General features: G+C 43.4%; 20 protein-coding genes. 5 read left to right on the top strand and 15 right to left on the bottom strand.

Annotated elements, in window-relative coordinates:
* The first annotated feature begins 61 nt into the window (after positions 1-61).
* Positions 62-1,393: a short-chain fatty acid transporter gene (locus VK080_RS09045; protein WP_324224441.1), complete on the top strand. Its 1,332-nt coding sequence runs from the start codon at positions 62-64 to the stop codon at positions 1,391-1,393.
* Between the two features lie 142 nt (positions 1,394-1,535).
* On the opposite strand, the gene VK080_RS09040 is transcribed toward VK080_RS09045, so the two are convergent.
* From VK080_RS09040 to VK080_RS09000, 9 genes are all read right to left on the bottom strand, one after another.
* Positions 1,536-2,441 (bottom strand): DMT family transporter, encoded by a 906-nt coding sequence (locus VK080_RS09040; protein WP_324224440.1) that lies wholly within the window; start codon positions 2,439-2,441, stop codon positions 1,536-1,538.
* Between the two features lie 682 nt (positions 2,442-3,123).
* Positions 3,124-3,966, bottom strand: a complete 843-nt coding sequence (locus tag VK080_RS09035) for a carbohydrate ABC transporter permease (RefSeq protein ID WP_324224439.1) — start codon at positions 3,964-3,966, stop codon at positions 3,124-3,126.
* A gap of 18 nt (positions 3,967-3,984) precedes the next feature.
* Positions 3,985-4,878 carry a sugar ABC transporter permease gene (locus tag VK080_RS09030; RefSeq protein WP_324224438.1) on the bottom strand — a complete coding sequence of 298 codons (894 nt, stop codon included), beginning with the start codon at positions 4,876-4,878 and terminating at the stop codon, positions 3,985-3,987.
* A gap of 75 nt (positions 4,879-4,953) precedes the next feature.
* The gene (locus VK080_RS09025; protein ID WP_324224459.1) at positions 4,954-6,306 is read right to left on the bottom strand and encodes an extracellular solute-binding protein; all 1,353 of its coding nucleotides are present in this window, start codon (positions 6,304-6,306) and stop codon (positions 4,954-4,956) included.
* A gap of 75 nt (positions 6,307-6,381) precedes the next feature.
* Positions 6,382-7,293 carry an N-acetylmuramic acid 6-phosphate etherase gene (gene murQ / locus VK080_RS09020; protein ID WP_324224437.1) on the bottom strand — a complete coding sequence of 304 codons (912 nt, stop codon included), beginning with the start codon at positions 7,291-7,293 and terminating at the stop codon, positions 6,382-6,384.
* A 160-nt stretch (positions 7,294-7,453) separates the two neighbouring features.
* A complete protein-coding gene (locus VK080_RS09015) occupies positions 7,454-8,320 on the bottom strand; it encodes a MurR/RpiR family transcriptional regulator (RefSeq protein ID WP_414672234.1) in 867 nt (288 codons plus the stop codon).
* A 3-nt stretch (positions 8,321-8,323) separates the two neighbouring features.
* The gene (locus VK080_RS09010; protein ID WP_324224435.1) at positions 8,324-9,289 is read right to left on the bottom strand and encodes an N-acetylglucosamine kinase; all 966 of its coding nucleotides are present in this window, start codon (positions 9,287-9,289) and stop codon (positions 8,324-8,326) included.
* A 576-nt stretch (positions 9,290-9,865) separates the two neighbouring features.
* Complete coding sequence (locus VK080_RS09005; RefSeq protein WP_324224434.1) at positions 9,866-10,348, bottom strand: flavodoxin domain-containing protein; 483 nt, start codon at positions 10,346-10,348, stop codon at positions 9,866-9,868.
* 170 nt (positions 10,349-10,518) lie between these two features.
* Positions 10,519-12,093 (bottom strand): plasmid pRiA4b ORF-3 family protein, encoded by a 1,575-nt coding sequence (locus tag VK080_RS09000; RefSeq protein ID WP_324224433.1) that lies wholly within the window; start codon positions 12,091-12,093, stop codon positions 10,519-10,521.
* Between the two features lie 533 nt (positions 12,094-12,626).
* Between VK080_RS09000 and VK080_RS08995 the strand changes: the two genes are divergently transcribed.
* Positions 12,627-12,866, top strand: coding sequence for a thioredoxin family protein (locus VK080_RS08995; protein WP_324224432.1), 240 nt, complete (start codon positions 12,627-12,629; stop codon positions 12,864-12,866).
* Positions 12,867-13,421: 555 nt separating this feature from the next.
* Here the strand turns inward: VK080_RS08995 and VK080_RS08990 are convergent.
* Positions 13,422-14,315 (bottom strand): LysR family transcriptional regulator, encoded by an 894-nt coding sequence (locus VK080_RS08990; protein WP_324224431.1) that lies wholly within the window; start codon positions 14,313-14,315, stop codon positions 13,422-13,424.
* Between the two features lie 157 nt (positions 14,316-14,472).
* Between VK080_RS08990 and VK080_RS08985 the strand changes: the two genes are divergently transcribed.
* The 3 genes from VK080_RS08985 (at position 14,473) to VK080_RS08975 (ending at position 17,249) form a co-directional block, all read left to right on the top strand.
* Positions 14,473-16,521, top strand: a complete 2,049-nt coding sequence (locus VK080_RS08985) for a thioredoxin domain-containing protein (RefSeq protein WP_324224430.1) — start codon at positions 14,473-14,475, stop codon at positions 16,519-16,521.
* Positions 16,522-16,694: 173 nt separating this feature from the next.
* Positions 16,695-16,832 (top strand): hypothetical protein, encoded by a 138-nt coding sequence (locus VK080_RS08980; protein WP_324224429.1) that lies wholly within the window; start codon positions 16,695-16,697, stop codon positions 16,830-16,832.
* A 75-nt stretch (positions 16,833-16,907) separates the two neighbouring features.
* Positions 16,908-17,249: a hypothetical protein gene (locus tag VK080_RS08975; RefSeq protein WP_324224428.1), complete on the top strand. Its 342-nt coding sequence runs from the start codon at positions 16,908-16,910 to the stop codon at positions 17,247-17,249.
* Between the two features lie 81 nt (positions 17,250-17,330).
* On the opposite strand, the gene VK080_RS08970 is transcribed toward VK080_RS08975, so the two are convergent.
* The 5 genes from VK080_RS08970 to VK080_RS08950 form a co-directional block, all read right to left on the bottom strand.
* Positions 17,331-17,570, bottom strand: a complete 240-nt coding sequence (locus VK080_RS08970; protein ID WP_324224427.1) for a DUF362 domain-containing protein — start codon at positions 17,568-17,570, stop codon at positions 17,331-17,333.
* Between the two features lie 80 nt (positions 17,571-17,650).
* On the bottom strand, positions 17,651-17,965 hold the full coding sequence (locus VK080_RS08965) for a CHY zinc finger protein (RefSeq protein WP_324224426.1): 315 nt from the start codon (positions 17,963-17,965) through the stop codon (positions 17,651-17,653).
* Between the two features lie 321 nt (positions 17,966-18,286).
* A complete protein-coding gene (locus VK080_RS08960; protein ID WP_324224425.1) occupies positions 18,287-19,951 on the bottom strand; it encodes a hypothetical protein in 1,665 nt (554 codons plus the stop codon).
* A 38-nt stretch (positions 19,952-19,989) separates the two neighbouring features.
* On the bottom strand, positions 19,990-20,481 hold the full coding sequence (locus VK080_RS08955) for a DUF6114 domain-containing protein (RefSeq protein WP_324224424.1): 492 nt from the start codon (positions 20,479-20,481) through the stop codon (positions 19,990-19,992).
* A gap of 28 nt (positions 20,482-20,509) precedes the next feature.
* Positions 20,510-21,112, bottom strand: a complete 603-nt coding sequence (locus VK080_RS08950) for a DUF6230 family protein (RefSeq protein WP_324224458.1) — start codon at positions 21,110-21,112, stop codon at positions 20,510-20,512.
* Positions 21,113-21,120 lie beyond the last annotated feature (8 nt).

Below are 21,120 nucleotides of genomic sequence, written 5' to 3'. Positions count from 1 at the left end.
GTTTTCTGCTAGTTTAATAGATGTTTGTTAAAACGCTTACAAATGAAAGGAGGACTTAAAATTGAAAGCCATCACATCCTTTTTTGACCGGATGGTGCAAAGGTACTTGCCGGATGCCTTTCTTTTCGCTGTTATCCTGACGATTGTGGTATTTCTGTTGGGGATGGGCGTTATGGGCAGTTCGCCTGTTGAGATGGTTGAATACTGGGGCACCGGCTTTTGGGATCTGCTTGAATTTGCCATGCAGATGACGTTGATTGTCGTGACGGGATATATTCTGGCAAGCACGCCGTTCGTCCGTAACATCTTGCAGAAAATCAGCACACTGGCTAACACACCCGGGCAGGCAATTTTACTCGTGACTTTTGTGGCATCCATTGCGTGTCTCATCAACTATGGTTTCGGACTCGTTGTCGGTGCCCTGCTCGCCATCCACGTGGCAAGGCGCGTCACATCAGTCGATTACCGCTTGCTGGTGGCCAGTGCATACAGCGGATTTCTACTTTGGCATGGCGGGCTTTCCGGATCGATTCCACTGTTGATCGCGACTGAAGACCACTTTTTAATGGATGCGATTGGCACTGTACCGGTTACGGAAACACTTTTCAGCAGCTATAATCTATTTATTGTCCTATTCCTGCTCTTGACGTTACCATTTCTTAACTGGTATTTGATGAAAGCGCGCGATCCTTTTACCAACACGGACGCGTCAACTTGGGACACGAAGGACTATGAGGCTGTTGAAGAGGAACCGGAGCCGACGGGCGAGCAAACACCAGCCGAGCGTTTGGAGAACAGCCGGATCATATCACTCATTATCGGGCTGATGGGGCTTGGATTTATTATTTTTCATTTCGTACAAAATGGGTTTGACCTGAACCTCAATATCGTCAACTTCATTTTCTTATTTCTGGGGATTCTATTTCACAAAACACCACGCCGCTTTTTGAACAGTGTTACAAAAGCTGTCAAAAACGCTGGCGGGATCATCATCCAATTCCCATTCTATGCAGGGATTATGGGGATGATGGTTGAATCAGGGCTGTCACAGGAAATGTCCATGTGGTTTGTGAGCATCTCAAATGAAGTGACGCTGCCACTGTTCTCATTTATCAGTGCCGGTATCGTCAACTTCTTCGTCCCATCCGGTGGCGGCCAGTGGGCAGTCCAAGGGCCGATTATGGTCCCGGCCGCTCTCGAGATTGGTGCCGATACAGCGAAAACCGCAATGGGCGTTGCGTGGGGTGACGCATGGACGAACATGATCCAGCCGTTCTGGGCCTTACCGCTCTTAGCCATTGCAGGGTTGAAAGTCCGTGACATCATGGGCTTCTGTGTGCTGATTCTATTTTACAGCTTCATCCCAATCGCAATCGGACTATTATTCCTATAAATCAAAAAGATGCTGTCACAAAAAACCAACTTTTGACGACAGCATCTCAGATTTTGTCCTCTATCAATTATGCAGTTATGCAATCGGGGAAACTGTGAATTCCCTTAATTTGTAAGAATTTCGCCCGGCTTCTTTAGCCTCATTAAGGGCGATATGCTGAACGCCGGGATCTCTTCTTCCCAAAAATCTGGGCAACGCCAATCCCAGCAATGATCATCCCTGACCCGATCAGGATGCCGTTCGTCAGTTCCTCTCCCAAGATCAGCCAGCCGAAAAACAGACCGAACACCGGAACCAGGAGCGTTGACAATGTGGCGGTCACCATATCAATCACACTGAGCAGTATAAACCAGACGGTAAAACATAATGCTGACGCAAGCACGCCCGTAAATAGTATGTAAAAAATGCTCTCACCGGTCAGCTTGACAGGATCGCCCCATTCGGCAAACAGTGTTGCGGTGATGATTCCAATCGTCCCGAACAGCATTTGATAAGCGGACACCTGCAGCTGCGTCATCCCCTCGAGTTTGATCCGATAATAGACATTCGAAGCAGCCCATGCAACCGCTGCGACGATAATCAGCACTTCACCGAAAATGATGGCCGGATCCTGAACGAAGAAAATATCCCAGCCCAGAATCGTGATCAGACCAAACATGCCGACCACCAGTCCAATGACTTTTCCCGTTGTGATTGTTTCACCCAGAATTTTCACGGCAAACAGACTGCTCCAGAGCGGCATCGAATAGAGCAGGACAGACGATTTTCCGGCATCGACAAACTGCATGCCGTACATCACAAACGTAAATACAATAGTTGTCTGCAGCAGTCCGACGACGATTAAATGTTTCCACATACGTCTTGGTGGCTTGCCTGCTTTCAAAAGCCACACAGCCAGCAGCAGAGTCACCGCGCCCGTGCCAAAACGAAACGCTGAAAACGTGAATGGCCCCATAAAGTTAAGTGAAGCTTTCATGAACACCCATGCATAGCCCCAAATGACCGTAATAAGCAATACTAACGCCCATACGACCCATTTATGTTTCAACAACGCATTCCCCATCATCTCAAAACCTCTTTATCTTGCATAATACCATTAGTATAAACATTTTATGGCAAAGGTAGCAATCTTCAGGGACGGACAAAGGGGAAGCGTGAGACTGCTGATAAAAATCTTTGAACGCAGAAGGATCCGCCATGAGGGCAGTGCATCTCTTTTTTGACCTGATACAGACAACAGCCATTTGCTTCCAGCAAGTTTACCGAATGTATTGTGAACATTTCAGCCGAAACATTGTGAACTTAAGTCGATTTTGTGACAGCTTCGGCCGATTTTGGGCGAACTTCAGTCGATTTTGTGACAACTTCAGCCAAATTCAATTTCTCAGCCACATCGGTCCCCCCCGCTTCATTTCTATTTATCAAACTTTACGACCGGGTCATTCGACATCGCTTGACAGCACTTGCACAACTTTTTTAATCATGAAGTTGGATGGACGTTTGGACATAATTGGATTATGATGGAAATAAGTTGAAAGATTCCCCCTTTTTATTTTGGGTGCCCCGCTTCGTCCGGGACACCATTTTTTTGCCTCCCACGGCAATTTGAACAAATAAAAAGATGCCACGTTTCGAAAACGCTGGACACCTCTTTAACTGATTCATTTTGGATAAAGTTTTCAACCCTGACATCAGCTGAAGCGCCGATTTCTCCGAGTCTGAGCTCTGTATTAACCTTTGATCGCCCCTTCTGTCATCCCTTTTGCAATTCGCTGCTGGAATATCGAATACAAAATGATGACCGGAACAATCGCAATCACCAAGCTTGCAAACAGTGTTCCCCATGCATTGGTATACTGCGCTTCACTGCTGATAAAGTCAATCGCCAGTGCCAACGTATAATTTTCTTCCGTCTGTAAAAAAATCAGGGCCATAAAGTACTCGTTCCAAAATTGGATGGCATTCATGATGGTCACTGTAATGATACCGGACATGGAAAGCGGTGTGATAATTTTCCACAGCACACCGTACGGCGACATGCCGTCCATTGCTGCAGATTCTTCCAATGATTTCGGTATTGTACTCATAAAACTCGTCAGGACAAAAATCGAAAACGGCAGCTGGCTGATCGCATATACAATCGCAAGCCCGAAAATATTATCCAGAAGATTGAACTGCCCCAGCAGGAAAAACAGTGGAATCCAGCCGAGTACCATCGGAATCATCATCGCAGAAATATATAATGTGAATAAAAAGTTGCTCCCTTTAAAGCGGATCCGCTCAAGCGCATAGGCAGTCGGAATCGCCAAAACAAGCGTCAAAACCGCACCAACAACTGTTACGATCAAACTGTTGAAAACACTCGTATCAATGTTATATTCCGTCCACGCTGTCACGAAATTTTGGAAGTTCCATGTTTCTGGAAAGCCCCAGGGATTGGCATATATTTCAGCGTTCGATTTAAACGAACCAATAAACATCCAAATAATCGGGTACAGCACGGCAATTGACCATAGTACCAACGGAATTCTTATGCCAGTTCTTGATATCATGTCACCCACACTTCGCTTCATGCCGTCTCACCCTCTCCATCAGTATTCCACCTTGTCTCGTCGCAGCAACAGTTGCAGTAATAGTACGGTAATGAGTGAAATCACCAGAATCATGACACCAATGGTTGCGCCATACCCGAAGTTATACTGCTGGAATGCCTGCTGATAAAGATACGATCCCATCACATGTGTTGCGTTATTCGGTCCGCCTCCAGTCATAACCTGTACAATGATAAAGGAGCCGTTTAACGTTGTAATCACGATATAAAGGATGGAAATTTTAATCTGAGGCCATACAAGTGGTAATGTCACCTTCCAAAATTGCTGCCATTCGCTCGCCCCATCAATCCGCGCCGCCTCATAATAGCTCTTGGAAATATTGGCGATTCCCCCCATTAACAGCAGCATGAACAGGCCGATACCAGCCCAGATGGATGGCAGAACAAGACTTGTCAATGCCCAGTTTTCATTCCCCAGCCACGCTCTGGTCCAATTTTCAAGCCCAAGAAATTCAAGCGCTGAATTGACAAGACCCAAATCCGGGTTGTAAATGAATGCCCACAAAATGCCAATGACAACAACCGACATGATATTCGGGAAGAAAAAGATAATCCGGTAAAATGGCGCCTCTTTAATTTTAAGCTGTGTCAGGGCGACCGCAATAAACATTGCCATAATCATGATCCCGATGACTTTTGTAATGACAAGGAAGTAATCATGCCAGATTGTCGCCGGTATGATTTCGTCATTAAACAATTGTATGTAGTTGTCAAATCCGACAAATTCTTTAGCCTGTGATGAACCCGACATCTCAAAAAAGGAATAATACAATCCGCTGAATAATGGATAAAGGGTAAAAATGCTGAACATAATAAATGTCGGAATCAGGCAAAAAGCCAAAAACAGGTATTTTTGCTTTTTAGATTGTACCATCCAATCACTCTTTCTTGTTAAATAAGGTATGGAATGTCAAGACGAGCTGTCTTCACATTCCATACAGATCTATTTTTATTGGCTTTCCCGATACTCAGCAGCCGCTTGTTCAGCTTCTTCAACAAACTCTTCTGCCGTAATATTCCCCAGCATCAACGAAACGAGTGAATCACTGATCGGTGTTTCCAAATCAGCACTCATTGGATGCGGCTTATGATAGATCTGGACTTGTTCCGGATCATTGATCATTTCGTTGGCATCAATCAAGTATTGTGGTACGTTCTCATTTGCTGACAAATCAACTCCCTGCAGATTCATGATTGCACCTGTATGCTCAGAGAATAATGTTGCATATTCTTTTGTGAACACAAACTCAACAAACGCTTTGGCTGCTTCAGGATTTTCCGCCTGTTCGGCAATGGCCAATGGACGCAGATCCGGGACAACTGCCATCGGCTCACCAGCCTCGTTCATTGGTGACGGGATAAAGCCATACTCCAGATCTTCAGGTTTGTCGCCTTCCATTTCATTCGGCAGCCAGAACCCTACCGGAATGTAAGCATTATCGTGAAGCAGGAAATTCATTTGTGACTGTGTATGGTTAATCGCACCAAACCCTTCGTCAATGTAGCCTTCCTGCTGCATTTTCTCCACGTTCTTCATAACGTTTAGAACAGGTTCACTTGTCCATGCACCTTCAGCACCTGTAATGACGTCATTTAGTAATTCGTCACCGCCGGCTGCTCCAAATGCTGGATAAAGCATACCACGCAAGAAATAATATGGATGCTGGCCACTTGTTGTAAATGCTGGAATATCAGCATCTTCCTGAATTTGCCCCATTGAACTCATGAAACTGTCAAAATCGGATGGGACTTCCCAGCCGTTTTCATCAAACCAGGCTTTGTCGTACCATGTGCCCCACGTATCAAATACCAGCGGCAAACTGTAGACACTACCATCAAAATCTGACGGCGGCACAATGAAACTGTCCATCAGCGGCGTTCCATCAACCTCGATATCCTGTACCCAGTCGGTAAGATCCATCAGCTGGCCGTCTTCCACCATCTGTGTCTCACTTGAACCGGCACCATCGATGTAAACAACATCGGGCGGGTCGCCGGAAACCCAGCGCGACCTCATTTCTTCATTAATGTTCGGGCCGGCATGCTCGACTATTTCCAGATCAGGATGCTGTTCCTGAAAATCACCGATGACTCCCTTCCACCATGAGTCACCATAACCACCGACAAAATACTGAATCTCGAGTGTTCCGCTTAACCCTTCGCCGTCACTGGCTGCTTCACCTGAATTATCACCGCTGTCGTCCGATGACCCTTCCGATGCGCTGTCGTCTGAGCAGGCGACAGCAATCATGAGTAAAGCAACCATCAATAATAGCACGAAAGGATTTTTCAGCAATCGCATCAAAATGATCTTCCCCCTTTGTTTAATGAAAATATATGAAACTCATTAATTGTTCATGTGACTATTAATGAAGTTTCAGACATTGAAATTAATGGCCAGAGCAATCGCATCACGGACATAACCGTTACTGCGCTTGATGGCTTCTTCTGCTTTTTGGTATGTAACACCTCCTTTAATCATGACAATGGCAGGCTTGACCTGATTATTGGTTAAAGCCAGTGTCTGATCAGCTTCATCATAATCAACACCGGTAATTTCCATGATGATGCGCCTTGCGCGCTGCATTAATTTATAATTGCTGGCATGGACATCCACCATCAGATTTTCATAGACTTTCCCTAGTTTAACCATTGTTGTTGTACTGATCATATTCAAAATCATCTTATGGGCAGTTGCTGCTTTCATCCGGGTTGAGCCTGTCAGCACTTCGGGACCAACAACCACTTCAATTTCTGTATCAGCAAACTGACTAATAAAAGAATCTTCATTACACGATAACGAAACCGTGTAAGCACCGATCCCCCGTGCATACTCCAATGCCCCGATCGGATACGGGGTTCTACCGCTTGCTGTAATGCCCACCACAACATCCTTATTCGTCAAATGTTTCGCTTTTATATCGTGTGCACCTTGAGCCGCCTCGTCTTCTGATCCTTCCACTGCATTGAAAAAAGCGCCGTTCCCACCTGCCATAACGGTCTGTACCATATCGTTTGACGTCATGAATGTAGGGGGGCATTCTGATGCATCCACCACACCAAGTCTGCCGCTTGTCCCTGCACCGACATAAAACAAACGTCCATCATTTTTCAATGCTTCGTAAATATGTTCGATTGCCTCATTAACTTTGGGTAGGACTGTTTCAACAGCTGCTGCCACTTTTTTATCTTCCTTGTTGATGACGTTTAAAATTTCCATTGTAGACATTTGATCCAATTTCATACTTGCTTTATTCCGCTGTTCAGTGGTTAACTTTGCCAATTCCATATATGACGAATCTCCCTGTCTCGTAATGATGAAGCGCTTTCAAAGAATCGAATAAATCTAGCAAACTTTAATTTGAGTTAAGTATAGCATTTTGAATTATTTTGTCAATATTACTTTTAATTTTATGTAATATTATTTCATTATATGCAGACATTTAAGGTTATTTTTCCTTCAAACCCGTTATCGCTTCCCGCGTTTCATCAAGGTGCTGAACAATATCTTCGTATTCTTTGGAAGCAAGCACCATCAACAGGATATCAATCACGTGGAGCTGGGCCATCCTTGAGGAAGTTGCACCGCTCCTAAACGTTGCTTCTCTTGCTGCAGATGTATGAAGCTGAATATCTGACATATTGCTGACGGGTGACTTGCCGGTTTTGGTAATGCTGATTGTTTTAACATTTTTTTGCTTGGCCAATTTCAACAAATCAATGACCTGTTTTGTTTTCCCCGAAAAGGAAATACCGACAACGACATCGTCAGGTCCTTTATTGGCAATGGCTGTCGCACCCATATGCTCATCTGAGAAGGCTTGTACAAATTTATCAATTCGTGTAAATTTCTGTTCCGCATCCTTGGCGGCAATATACGATGCGCCAAATCCAATGAAAACGATTGATTTCGCTTTGGATAAAACGTTAACAGCCTTTTCCAGATCGGCAACACGCATCATATCCACTGTTTCTTTGATCGTTTGAATGGTGTTTGATGTAATTTTTTCAATTACATTTTCTGTTTTATCATTCGGCTCAATGTCCCGATATTCTTGCTCTTCCTGTTCCTGCAGATCACCGGTTACCCGGATTTTTAATTCCTGAAAACCCTTCAGGCCAAGCGATTTGCACAATCGAATGACAGCTGCACTCGAGGTGCCGCTTTTTTCACCAAGTGTTAACGCCGTCAACATAATCGACTCTTCCGGATTCGCCAAAATATAATCGGCCAATTTTCTTTCTGAGGGCGGCAGGGTATGGGCCATTTCCCTTAAAATGGTCAGGCCGCCTTTTACTTGTGACAACCATATCACCTCTTAATATGTTGAACTAATCATTTGGATTATCGCATCATCCGGTTTTATATTTTCCATTAATAAGGCGCCAATGATGGAACCGCCCACCGGCTCCATGTCAGGCGTCATGATTGTTAATTGTTGATCTTCCTGCAGTTCCGCTACCAGTAATGCCGGTAAAATGGCTTTATCGGCAAATACGCCGCCGCATAAAACGGCTACCACCTCTTCTTCAGGGCGAAAAAGTTTAGCTTTTAATGTCCGGATGCTGTCGCTTATCTCCGTGACGGCATTTGTGAGTATCTCATGTGCGGCAGTGTCATCATTTTTATAAGCAGCAAAGACCAGTTTAGCGACCGGCGAAATGTCACTTTTCGGGGACTCGGCAGCATAAATGTGTTGGATCAGATCATAGGGATTATCAATACGAAAATGGGTGCGGACCATATCAAGCAATATTGTGTCTTTACCACGCCTGTCAAACGCTTTTAACGCCGCGATAATCCCTGCTCTACCAATATCATAGCCGCTCCCCTCATCACCGAACAAATACCCCCAACCACCTGTACGATCACGTTCTCCTTCAGTATTAATACCGAATGTGATCGACCCTGTTCCTGAAATCTGTACAATACCCGGCTGGCCATAAGTGCCGGAATACAGGGCATTAACGGTATCGGGCTCGACTTGAACTTTTGTGTCACTTGGCACAAGTTCACAGAGCATTTCTGTTAACATGTTGACCGTTTTATCATTACCTGCACCCGACATGCCGGCGAATAAACTGGTGATTTGCCCAAACTTGGCTCCACTCTGATTTTTCAGATCCTCGATTAATGCGTGTAATGTCTGAAACAATTCTTCTTTTTGAACCACATTTGGATTGACAGGACCGGCCGCTGCTTTTGCTAAAACACTGCCTTTTGCATCTGCTATGGCAGCAACCGTCTTCGTCCCCCCGCCATCAATTCCAGCGACATATTCCATAATTTCTCCCCATCCTTCAATATCTCTTCTTTTATATTATATAACTTGAAATAGTTAAACAAGTTCTTTTGTAATAAAGTTAATCCAGTGGGAACAGAAATGCTGAAGGAAATAAATATGTATTTAATGGAAGAATGTTGGCGGGGCGGTGGGTGAAAACTTTTTTTTGTAAAGGAGCGATAGGAGCACAAGCCCGCGCTAGGGCGCCGCCAGCTCGTGCGAGAAATGCTCTAACTCGTGCGGGAGCAGCACCAATTCGCACAGGCATATCACAATCCCAAACAATTCAAGGCCAAATCGTCCGCACGATGTCAAATCAATACCGTTGATTTACGGCCTTGGTCGAAAATCTTCTTATCAGTAAAATCGGACCTTCCCATGACATATAAATGTCCTCTATCATTCTATTGCGAGGAGGTCACACTCTGCTAAAGCAGGATTACCTTTCATATATATAAAAACAATTTTAAAAAATTCCCATAAGGGTATAATAATAATATAACGCTTTTTAATTCCCCCTCTTAAAATAGAAGGCTTGCCGTCAATATGTTTTGGCGGCAAGCCTTCTATTTTAATCTATTCAATCACCATCAGGCCCCTTCTTAACCTGTCTTCCAGCATTCCGCAAAACACATCAGCAAATGTCCGGCACCTGACAGCATCTTCTTCATCAGGCTCCAAATCGACAATCAGCCGTTCCGGGACCAGCCTGGCTTGTTTTGCTTCCAAACGATCGCCCATCAGGTTGGCAGCACCACCGAATGTATCATAAATCGAATCGCCTGAGCCAAACACCCCGGCAGCCATCCCGGTGATGTCCACATCCTCCAATTCCTCATAAAAATCTTCCACTTCAAAAGGCAGTTCGCCGTCATCCTCTGAATAGGTTCCGACAAGCAAACCGTCGTAATCGGCTAGCTCTGCCGCATCAATCGGATCCATTTCAAACGTTTTGGTCAGCACTTCATGGCCGTGCTTTTCAACGGCCTCCCTGATAATGTGGGCTATTGCTTCCGTATTCCCAGTCATACTGGCATAAAGGAGCAGAACTTTTCCCATCGCGCATCCCTCTCAAATCCTAAGACGTATCTAATATCATTTTAAGGATGCTGATAGGCCTAAGCAATTGTTCAATCAGACGAAATGGTATATTTTACAATGATTGTGACAAAAATGTGATGATATAAGCCGTAAAAAATCTAAACGAATCAATTGGACCCGCTGCCTTTTTAATAAGGCAGCAAATCGTCATGCATCATATTCACCACTTGTCGGATGAACGGTAAATCACTTTCCACTTCAACATTCAGGCTTATCTTTTCAATAAGCGGTGCCAGTACATGAGCCGTTCGTTGATCTACCAGGACATTTTCCGGGATGCCTTTCAATGATTCAATCATCTTAACAAATTCATTCTGAAGGACAACAGGATCTGCGCCATCCGTCAGCAAGTTATAGTAAATAGCCATTCCCTGTGTCCGATCAACCGCCAATACCAATTGTGGAAAAACCGGGCGTTCATCCGGCTCATTTTGAACAGGCATATCCATATATTCCATGGAAAATTCAATCGTTACCGGCAATGCTGCTTTCAGTTTCTCAATCCGTTTCAATTCAAGCTCCGAAACAGCGAGTGGTACTTCTGATTCCTCGGCATCATCTTCCGTTTCTTTCAGTTCAACAATCTGGTTGTTAAATACAATTTTACCATTTTTTTCATGAGGGACTTTCACAAGCACTTCTTCATCGATCAGCATATCCGGCAAGTGCAATCCATCCGCTATTTCCTGATGAACCGCAATCGCCTGTTCAATCCCCAAAAGCATCAGCCTTGCTTCCTCGTCATCCATGAACCACGGATAAAACCCTGGTTTGTAGCTTCTGAACGACGGCCAGCTTTTCCGCCCGCGAAACGGCACATCATACGACTTTATTAATTTGTAATCTTCCTTTTCCAAATCCTCACGATCCTCATAACTCAGCAGCAAACTGCGCTGATTGACAACGAATTCGAAGTCAGTTTCTTCCCCTATCAACGCATCCATTATGGAAGCATATCCCGCCTCACCAATGTATACAGCCAGTCCGAACACTTCACCGCCACCACCGAGGACAGAGCAGTATATCCGCTCCTCTGTTACAGGATCCACAACCGCAAAAATATGGTTATCAAACATGATGTCCCATGGTTTCCGCTTCTGAAGTTCTTTTGCTTTTAAAAATACATCATGCCAAATATCATTTTCGGGAGAAGTCTGCTCGCAGGACGTGAGTATATCTTTCAGCTGGAAACGTATTTCATCATTCACGTCTTCAGCCACATGTGTACTATCAGGAAGCGCAAGATCGACTTCCCCCATCAGCAATTCCCCTCTCGTATCATCCTCAGGGGCAAGGTTTTTCGCGCCAATACATCGGGGATAACTTATGCCATTTTCAGGTTCTAATGTTTTATTTAAAACAATTTCATGATGCCAGTCATCACCAAAATCATATACGTATGTAATTTTATCCTTAGGCACTTTAAACCAGTCAGCCAAAACCTCATCGTTTTCATTAAATGACGTACGATTGCCGAATAGGTCGGTAGCATCATCATGTTGCTCACCTGTTATTTCCAAACCATCAACACGCTTGCCATTTGTTTTATTCGCAAAAAAACTGTGCAGATGATCATTATCCCAGTCAAAGGCAACCTGTAAAACCCGATGCAAATCATAAAAGGTTGTATTGCCGTCTATCTGAATTTTTCGCCATACCGGGACACCGACATGCTTTAGCGTTACCTTGAATTCATAAATCATTTCGTCACCCCACTTTGTTATAGTTTAACATATTTGCGGAGTAGTTGGATGTTGTAAAAGAGTGCCTTTTCTATTCAAAAATATGTTCTTGGTTGCGGTGAATCATCAGGGTATGACACCGTTTCATCAGAGCGCCTCCCTTGTATATCGTTTATTGCGAAAGATAGTATGAAAATATGAACTTGTGTCCTCTCATACACGAAATTAGTGACTGCTGGTAAAGTAACATGTCAATTAACCAGATCCTCGCTATTTAAAACACCTGCGTTTCTACTTTTCCGGTTAATAATTAGATGAGGGCATATCATAACTAATCCGACTAATATCTATTCACCAAGCTATTTACTCCATTGGTTCAACATCTTAGCAAACGGGTCGTTCAAGGTGAAGAAGTAGCATCCTTTTTTTAAAAGACCATTACGCCATTGCATCTTTATAGTCGTTGCCTATCATAATAATAGAAAATTGCTAATTGATAAGATATCGCTGACGATTTACCATAGATATATACCATATTTAAGGAGGTCATACAGTTGAGTAAAGCTATTTTTTATCATGCAGGCTGCCCGGTATGCCAAGATGCAGAAAAAAATATGCTGAAATTTTTGGACCAATCAAAGGTAGATTTGGAAATCGTTGACTTTAACGATGATTCTTCACGTATCAGTGAAGCAGAATCTGCTGGGGTGAAATCAGTTCCTGCATTAGTTTTGGATGGCCAACCCTACCACATCAACTACGGAGCAAGTATGGAAGACGTCAAGAACGGTTAATTCATAAAAATGAGAGGCATCATGATGATGCACTCTCATTTTATTTTTATCCGAGCTTAACTGGCAGTTGGGAAATATTGTAACGTTTAACTTATTGCCGAGCTTTAACGGCGAAAGGCCCCGTTAAACTTATGCAGCAGGAGAGTTTTATACCTTCTTAACTGGTAAAAAAAGTAATTACTTTTAATAATTGGAAACTAATATTATTAAACTATGACACCTTTTGGCTTCCCCATTCGATTATATTTGTGAGAGAAACTATTTTCGAAAGTATGGTTGAGAAGGGGGGATTCGTAACGGGGCGTACCTTGAACTCGCGTGAGGGGGGACAGGGAGATTCCCGAACTCGTGCGGGAATTACACCAATCCGTGCGGAAGAAGCCAGGACTTGTGCAAAAGCGGCATCTACTTGTGCGGGGACTGTGTCCACTTGTGCGGGAGATCCCAGAACTTGTGCGAAAAAAGCACCAACTCACGCGGGAGTATCCCGATCACGTGCGACAGATGTTCCAACTCATTCGACAGCGGGGATAAAACGCCCCGCTGAATGAAATTTCACTTAGTAAGCTGTTCGCTTGTTTCTGTTACCTGATCGATAAAAGCTCGTGTCGCCATGCACATGAATTTATCTTTTCTATAGATAAATCCGATCCTTCTTTCCATGGTTGGGTTGATCAGCCTGACTTTTACGATCCGGGGATTTTCTAAAAAGTCAAGATAAGGTGCAGGCAGAATGGTGACACCGATCCCTTCAGACACCATTTGGGTCAATGAATCCAGGGTTGTCATCTCGAGTGTTGGCAGCAGCTTAATCCCGAGCTCAGCACAATACGTATCAATTAGTTGCCTCAGGTAGTAGTTTTCGGGGAGTAAAACGGTCGGTACATGTTCAAGTGTTTCTAATTCAACCTCGTCTTCATTTGCAAGTGGATGGTTGGCCGGAACAGCCAATGACAGCTCTTCAGTAAATAATGGGATTGATGCCATCTCGTTTTCTTCTACCGGCAAAAATGAAATTCCGAGGTCCAGGCCGTTTTCAAGCAAACCTGATTTGATATCGCCAGTTCTTAACCCGTATACCGATAAATTAACATTTGGATATAGTTGCTTAAACTTTGATATAGCGGACGGCAGCAGATAACTGACACATGTCATGAGTGAACCGATCGTAAGTTTTCCCGTCTGCAGACCATTTAAATCCCTTAAGGCAGCCTGGGCTTGTTCGATTTCATAAAATACCCGCTCGCCATGATGCAGCAATATTTTTCCCGCTTCAGTCAAGGCTGTTTTCTTGCCGATACGATCAAAAAGGGGGATGCCCATTTCACCTTCCAATATTTTAATTTGCTGGCTCAACGTTGGCTGCGAGATATTCAGCTTCTCAGCAGCCCTTGAAAAGTGCAGTTCTTTACTGACCGCCATAAAATATTCGAGTTGTCGCAGCTCCATTACATCCGTATCCTTTCAAATCATTGATTCTAACTATTATTATGGTTTTAATAATAAGTTTGTTCAATCATTTTGCTTTGAATGTTCTTATGTTTGTTATTTCCACATTTTGTTGGGTAAAATGAGTACAAACCCGTATGAAAGAAGGTGTTCTCATATGACGTCAAACAAGCCAAATCGGCTCATCAACGAAAAGTCCCCCTACCTCCAACAGCACGCCTATAATCCTGTTGATTGGTATCCATGGGGTGATGAAGCTTTTGAAAAAGCAAAGCAGGAAGACAAGCCCATTTTCCTTTCCATCGGCTATTCCACTTGTCACTGGTGCCATGTTTTCGCCCATGAGTCATTTGAAGATGAGGAAATTGCAGCTTACTTGAATGACCGTTATGTTGCCATCAAGGTTGACCGGGAAGAGCGACCTGACATTGACTCCGTTTATATGAAAGTCTGCCAGATGATGACCGGGCATGGCGGCTGGCCGTTATCCATTTTCATGACCCCGGACAAAGTGCCATTTTATGCCGGCACGTATTTTCCACGTGAGAGCAAATATGGCATGCCCGGTTTCACGGAAGTCATCACACAACTTTATCAAAAATACAAAGAGGACCCCGGCCACATTTCGGAAGTAACGAAAAGTGTAACCGATGCACTGGAAAAAACAGTCACAGCCAAAAGTGAGAACCGGCTGACTAAAGACCTGACCAATCAAGCTTTTGAGCAGCTTGGGAAGCGATTTGACTTCACATATGGCGGATTTGGTGCAGCACCAAAATTTCCCACACCACAAAATATACTCTTTCTGCTGAGATATTATCATTTTACCGGCAAAACCGCTGCACTGAAAATGGCGGAAAGCACATTGCAGGCAATGGCAAACGGTGGCATTTATGACCACATCGGATTCGGTTTTGCCCGCTATTCCACCGATGAAAAATGGCTCGTTCCACACTTTGAAAAAATGCTCTACGACAATGCATTACTGCTGATAGCCTACACCGAGTGCTACCAGATTACCAACAATCCATTGTACAAAAAGATCAGCGAGCAGATTATAACATTTGTGATGCGCGAAATGCACAGTTCGGAAGGTGGTTTCTATTCAGCCATTGATGCTGATTCTGAAGGTGTTGAAGGCAAGTATTATGTTTGGGATGATGATGAGATTTTCAATATTCTTGGTGAAGAGCGTGGTGACTTGTATGCATCAGTTTACGGCATCACACCTGAAGGGAATTTTGAGGGAAAAAACATTCCCAACCTGCTGGGCACAGACATGGAAACAATCGCAGAAGAAAATGACATGACACTGGGTGAGCTCGATCAAGCACTGGAAGACGCCCGCAAGCAATTGCTGTCAGCGCGTGAGAAACGTGTTTACCCGCACGTGGACGATAAAATCCTGACATCATGGAATGCCATGATGATTGCCGCATTGGCCAAAGCCGGAAAAGTGTTTGAGAAACGCGAATACACGAGAGCCGCCGAAAAAAGCATCAGATTTATCGAGTCAAACCTCATCAGGGAGAAGCGGGTGATGGCCCGTTATCGTGATGGGGAAGTCAAACATAATGGCTACTTGGACGATTATGCCTTTTTGCTGTGGGCTTATGTGGAACTGTATGAAGCCACTTTTGCATCAACGTATCTGAAGCAAGCACGGGCATTCACCGACGATATGATTGATTTATTCTGGGACACTGAACAGGGTGGATTTTTCTTCAACGGCCATGACAGTGAAAAGTTGCTGTCACGGGAAAAGGAAATTTATGATGGTGCATTGCCATCAGGTAATGGTGTCGCAGCTGTTATGCTGGCCAAAATGGGCTTTTTGACCGGTGAAACAGTCTATCTGGATAAGCTGGAGGAAATGTACTATACCTTTTACGATGATGTTAGTGAAGTTCCCGTAGCCGGCATCCATTTCATTCAAAGTTTGCTTCTCATGGAAAACCGGACAAAAGAAGTAGTTGTTCTTGGCGATAAGGATCAATTCACCGGGGAACTGCAGCGAGCATTTTTGCCTGATGTTACACTGCTTGTGAGCGACGATTCAGAGCAGCTGGCTGAGGTCGCGCCATTCACATCTGAATATAAACAGCTGGATGATCAAATGACGGTTTACGTCTGTGAAAATTTCGCATGCCACCAGCCGACAACCGATCCGGAAAAAGCATGGGCCTATATCCGAAGTAACCGCTGAAGTTGTGAACTTCGGCGGTTATGATGTGAACTTCGAGCAGATTAAATGTGGACTTCGGGTATTTTGCATGTGAACTTCGGGCAGATTAATTGTGAACTTCGGCATTTCCGTGAAACCCGGAAAAATGCTATGTTATAATAATAAAACCATCTTATTTTCAAAGGAGCATCCTTATGCAGAAAGTCAAAATGAATGTGCAGACCATGTACCACGGTGATCTGCTCCGTGCCGGAAAAATCTATGAAGTTGACGAATCAACCGCAGAACGCTGGATTGCCAGTAAATTAGCTGAAAAAGTCGAAGAAACGTAAATTTTATATAGCTTTCTATCTGATGAGAAGATATACTAGAAAAAAAGAGATGAAACAAATGAGCGTATCGAAAATATGCTTTCTCAGTTAATCTCAATGGTTGACAGCATGCGTACCGAACAGACTGAAATGAAGGAGCAATTGAACGGGGTCGTAAAGAAACAGGCTGTGATGAAAGAAAACCAGGCTGCTATGAGAGAAGAACAGACCGCAATGAAAACAGAGCAATCCCCAATGAGGCGAGAAATATCCGAAATGAAAACAGAAGGCGACAGACGTCATCGCGAAATTATGGATGAATTCAAAATTCTGCGTGCAGATCAGGACCATATCTGGAAGAAGACGGTTGAAAATGAACGCGATATTGCCCAATTAAAGCATCAAATTTCCAATGAGCACCTCAATGCACCCACATAAACAAAGCAAATATCCATCAAAACAAAACCCTCGTACCGTGTCCTCTGCAACATGTACAAGGGTTTTCATCATCGTGAACAATCACCTATTTGCAAAAAATGCTTCTGCCTCTTCCAAGTATTTTTCCTGATCGGGAGTCATGTCATACTCCTCAACAATGGCATCGACAGGGCATACTGATACACATGCACCACAATCAATACACACATCCGGATCTATATAAAACTGCTCCGGGCCCTCTTCTATACAATCAACCGGGCAAACCGTCACACATTCGCCTGACTTTTCACCGCGGCATGGATCCAATATGACAAAAGCCATCTATCATCATGACCTCCTTCCATTACTGTCATTATCATGATACAAGATATTACGATGGCAAGTAAACAACTTGATATCCATTAATCACCTTTGAAATAAAGATGGTAATGCAATGCACAGCCCGGATTAAAGGCTGCATCACAAGAGGGACAGCGGTAACTGCTTTCGAGGTATTCCGTTATTGTCAGCTCTGTTTTACAGTTTCCGCAAAGAATGGCTTTCTGATTAAACTTTTCTTTCGGCCAGACAGCCGATCCCCCGCATCCATACTGTTTGTGGCATAGATAGCACGGAAAATACTCACCGCAGCAGTAAAATTTGATCGCAATTCTATCATTCTCAGCATGATAGTGTTCACAGCGCCTTTCCTGATCGATTGATCCTTTTATTCTCATGGAAAACCCAACGCTCCTTTAGATTCTACTATAGCATAAAAGATAACCGATTATGCAATTTTAATGGCAAATAGTCATATTTTCTAATGTTGACATATAACAGAACCCGTTTGGGATAGTCGACCTTTCACACCGTCATACTTACGGTCAAATTCAATAATTTACTGCGCATTGGAATGTCTGGATAGGTCTTTGTTGTCTTAGAATTCATGCTACCAAGCTTTTAATGCCTGGCATAACACATGTCCGGGACACAAAAAGACAGAGGTTTGCATGCAAACCTCGTCTTTATAAAAAATTATGTGATTTTGTTAAGAATTGCTAGGGATCAGCTTCACTGCCCTGCTTTGATTCATTTTTGCCGCTATCACCCCCGGCCTGTTCCGCACGATTATTATTTCTTTTTATTTCTTGTTTTCCGCCCTGGTTGGCAGGCTCTGCTTTATCGTTTTGATCAGAACTGTCACTCGACGGGTCGGAATCAGTATCTCCGTTCTGTTCCTCAGAGTCCTCCTCTGCTACAGATGACTCTTCACCCTCAGAATCTTCTATTTCTCCTTTATCCTCATTCTCAGGCTTATCTTCAAGTTCAACAAATGACAGATTTTCCATTAAAATTTGATAGATGTCCTCAGAATAATCATCTTCAGACTCCTTAATGGCAGCTCTTAAATCCTTTATGTGATTGGTGATGTCTTCTTTTTCCTCAATTATGGACTTTGCATTTTCTTGTAAATCATCATGCCGCTTCAGGAGACTGACCATTTTTTCTTTAAATGCTTTAAATTCTTTCTTGAACGCATCGATTGTTATGTCTTCATTATTTTCATCTGAATCCTTTTCAGAACCGGAATCAGCTTGTGTATTATGGTTGGCGCCTTTGTCCTCTTTGTTCTCACCCTTATCTGCCTCTGCTTTATCCTTCAGTTCTTTATAGTTTTCGGCTTGTTTTTGCTTTTCCGGATCCTGTTTGTCTTTTTCAGCCTCAAGTGCCGCCAGAGATTCTTCTTTCAGTTGGATACTCTCTTCCAGTTCCTTGACTAATTCAGCTGCTTCCTCTGCTGTACTGAGAAATTCAGAAGTCGTATCATCATATGATTGATAAGTTTTCTCGACTTCATCAGTCAGTCGTACTACCGGACTTGCGGAATCATCGTCCGTTTTGACTTCTTCATCTTCAGATGTATCTCTGTCGGAATCCAAATCTTCCTCCATGAACTGAACCACTTCTTCTTCAGTCATGTCATCTGTCAGGTATTTGTCGATAACATCAGTCATTTGCTGCAAATGTTCCGTGTTTTCATTGTCCTGTATTTTCTCAAAATGCTTTTCCGCTTGTTTAAGCAGTTCCTCGATTGTTTGCAGCTTTTTCTTATCATCTTCAAGTCCTTCTATCATTTCCTCCAGGGTCATTTCCTGTTCTTCCATCTCTTTCAGGGTCATTTTCATTTCTTTTTCACTCATTGATGTTTCAGAAGAAGAACCCTCACATTCACTTTCAAAGCATGTTTCCACTTCAGCATCAGGTAGTGAAATATTCTCAGCTGTCTGTTTAGGTACTGTCATTTCCACACCTTCTAAGCAGGCCCATCCCACCTCTTTTGATACACAAAGGCCATCGAAGTGAGGCGGGCCGCCATCAATCGTATTTGCATTTAAATTGGTGACGTGTATCGGCCCGGGTGATGTTATTTTAATGATCAGCCCCTCTTCTTCACCCCGGTCAAGTGTTTTCGTTATCGTTAAACCATGGATGATTCCCGCTTCAATAGCAATCTCACCTTCAAGTGCACCGAGTACATCCATAGCACCTTCTACTTTCTCGGATTCAATGGTAAACCCGCCATTGTTCCCGTTTTTTTCACTTTCTTTACCTTCCTCCGCCAAGGCAGAGGAGGCACCTATGAGCGAAAAAATAAGCGTACACACAAGTATGAATACCTGGTGAAGAAAAACAGATTTATGACCTTTTCGATTGTTTTTCATATGGAATTCTCCTTGTTAACAAACTCTCCTGCATTGCATTACACTTGAATCGTTTCGACTTCTTCATTCGAGTGTTTCGTTTTCTTCTTGTCGTTATTTTTATTCCGTTTATTATCAATGGTCACCACTTTTTTCTCCCATGCAATCAGCATTGCACCACCAATAATGCCGATTATCGTGCCAACAACAAATCCACCCAGCGCTCCCATGACTGACAGGACAGATAAGAATATAGCAACAACACCAAATACGGTCGAAAATTGCGGATAAATATACGAGAATATTCCGGTGATCAGCATCAGTCCACCGAATATAAAGCCGACAAACACGAGATTCCCTGGGATAAAAGCAATCGCATACAAATGTAATGGAATATACAAAATCAACAATCCTGCGAGCAATGTTAAAGTTGCGCCCCAAAACGGCCGCCGATTCCGCCACTTTTTAAATTTACCGGCATTTTCAACTTTCGCGTATCGCTCTTGTAATTTTTCTTCTCTTTTTAATGCCCTGGCTTCCTTCTTATCCATAATTATCCTCCTTTACATTAGTGAGGATTTATTGCTCCATCGTCTCCGGTTCATCGATAGATTCAACAGAGATTTTAGCACCCTCTAAGCTGACCACACTTTGAAATAAATAATCCGTTACCAGGCTGGCATCGGTAATCGTAATAGTCGATGCATTTTGAGTCCAATTTTTTGAAAAGTCATCGGTATTCGATTCCTCAATAGCCAGTTCTTCAAAGCTCAAGTTAGCGTCGATAAAACGGGCGTCCTGGATTAAGCCTTCAATGGTTGTTTGACCTTCTGCCCGTATATGAAATCTAACCCAATTGCCGGTTGGTAAAGGTAAGTCCTTATAAATATGCAAACCGCTTATTTCGGCGGTATCCATTTTATTCCGAACCATTGGCTCTGCATCTGAGTTTCCTGTCTCACCTATTTGCGGCAGTAATTGGAAGTTTGTTCCATTCAATTCATCGAACTCCACATAAAAATCACCAATCCCGCCAAGTGGAAGTGCGAATGCCGTACCACTAAAACCAAAGGCTGACAAAAGTCCACCAAGTGCTAAAAAACCAGTGAGAAAAGCTATTAGAAATTTCTTTTTCAGTGTTTTTCCTACTGTTACCTTACCTTCGTTTTTCAATAGTCCCACCCCTTTAA

It is taken from the genome of Lentibacillus sp., from assembly GCF_035301925.1.
GTDB lineage: Bacteria > Bacillota > Bacilli > Bacillales > Amphibacillaceae > Lentibacillus.
Note: the sequence above shows the minus strand (reverse complement) of the source record. Positions and strands in the feature narration are given on the sequence as shown.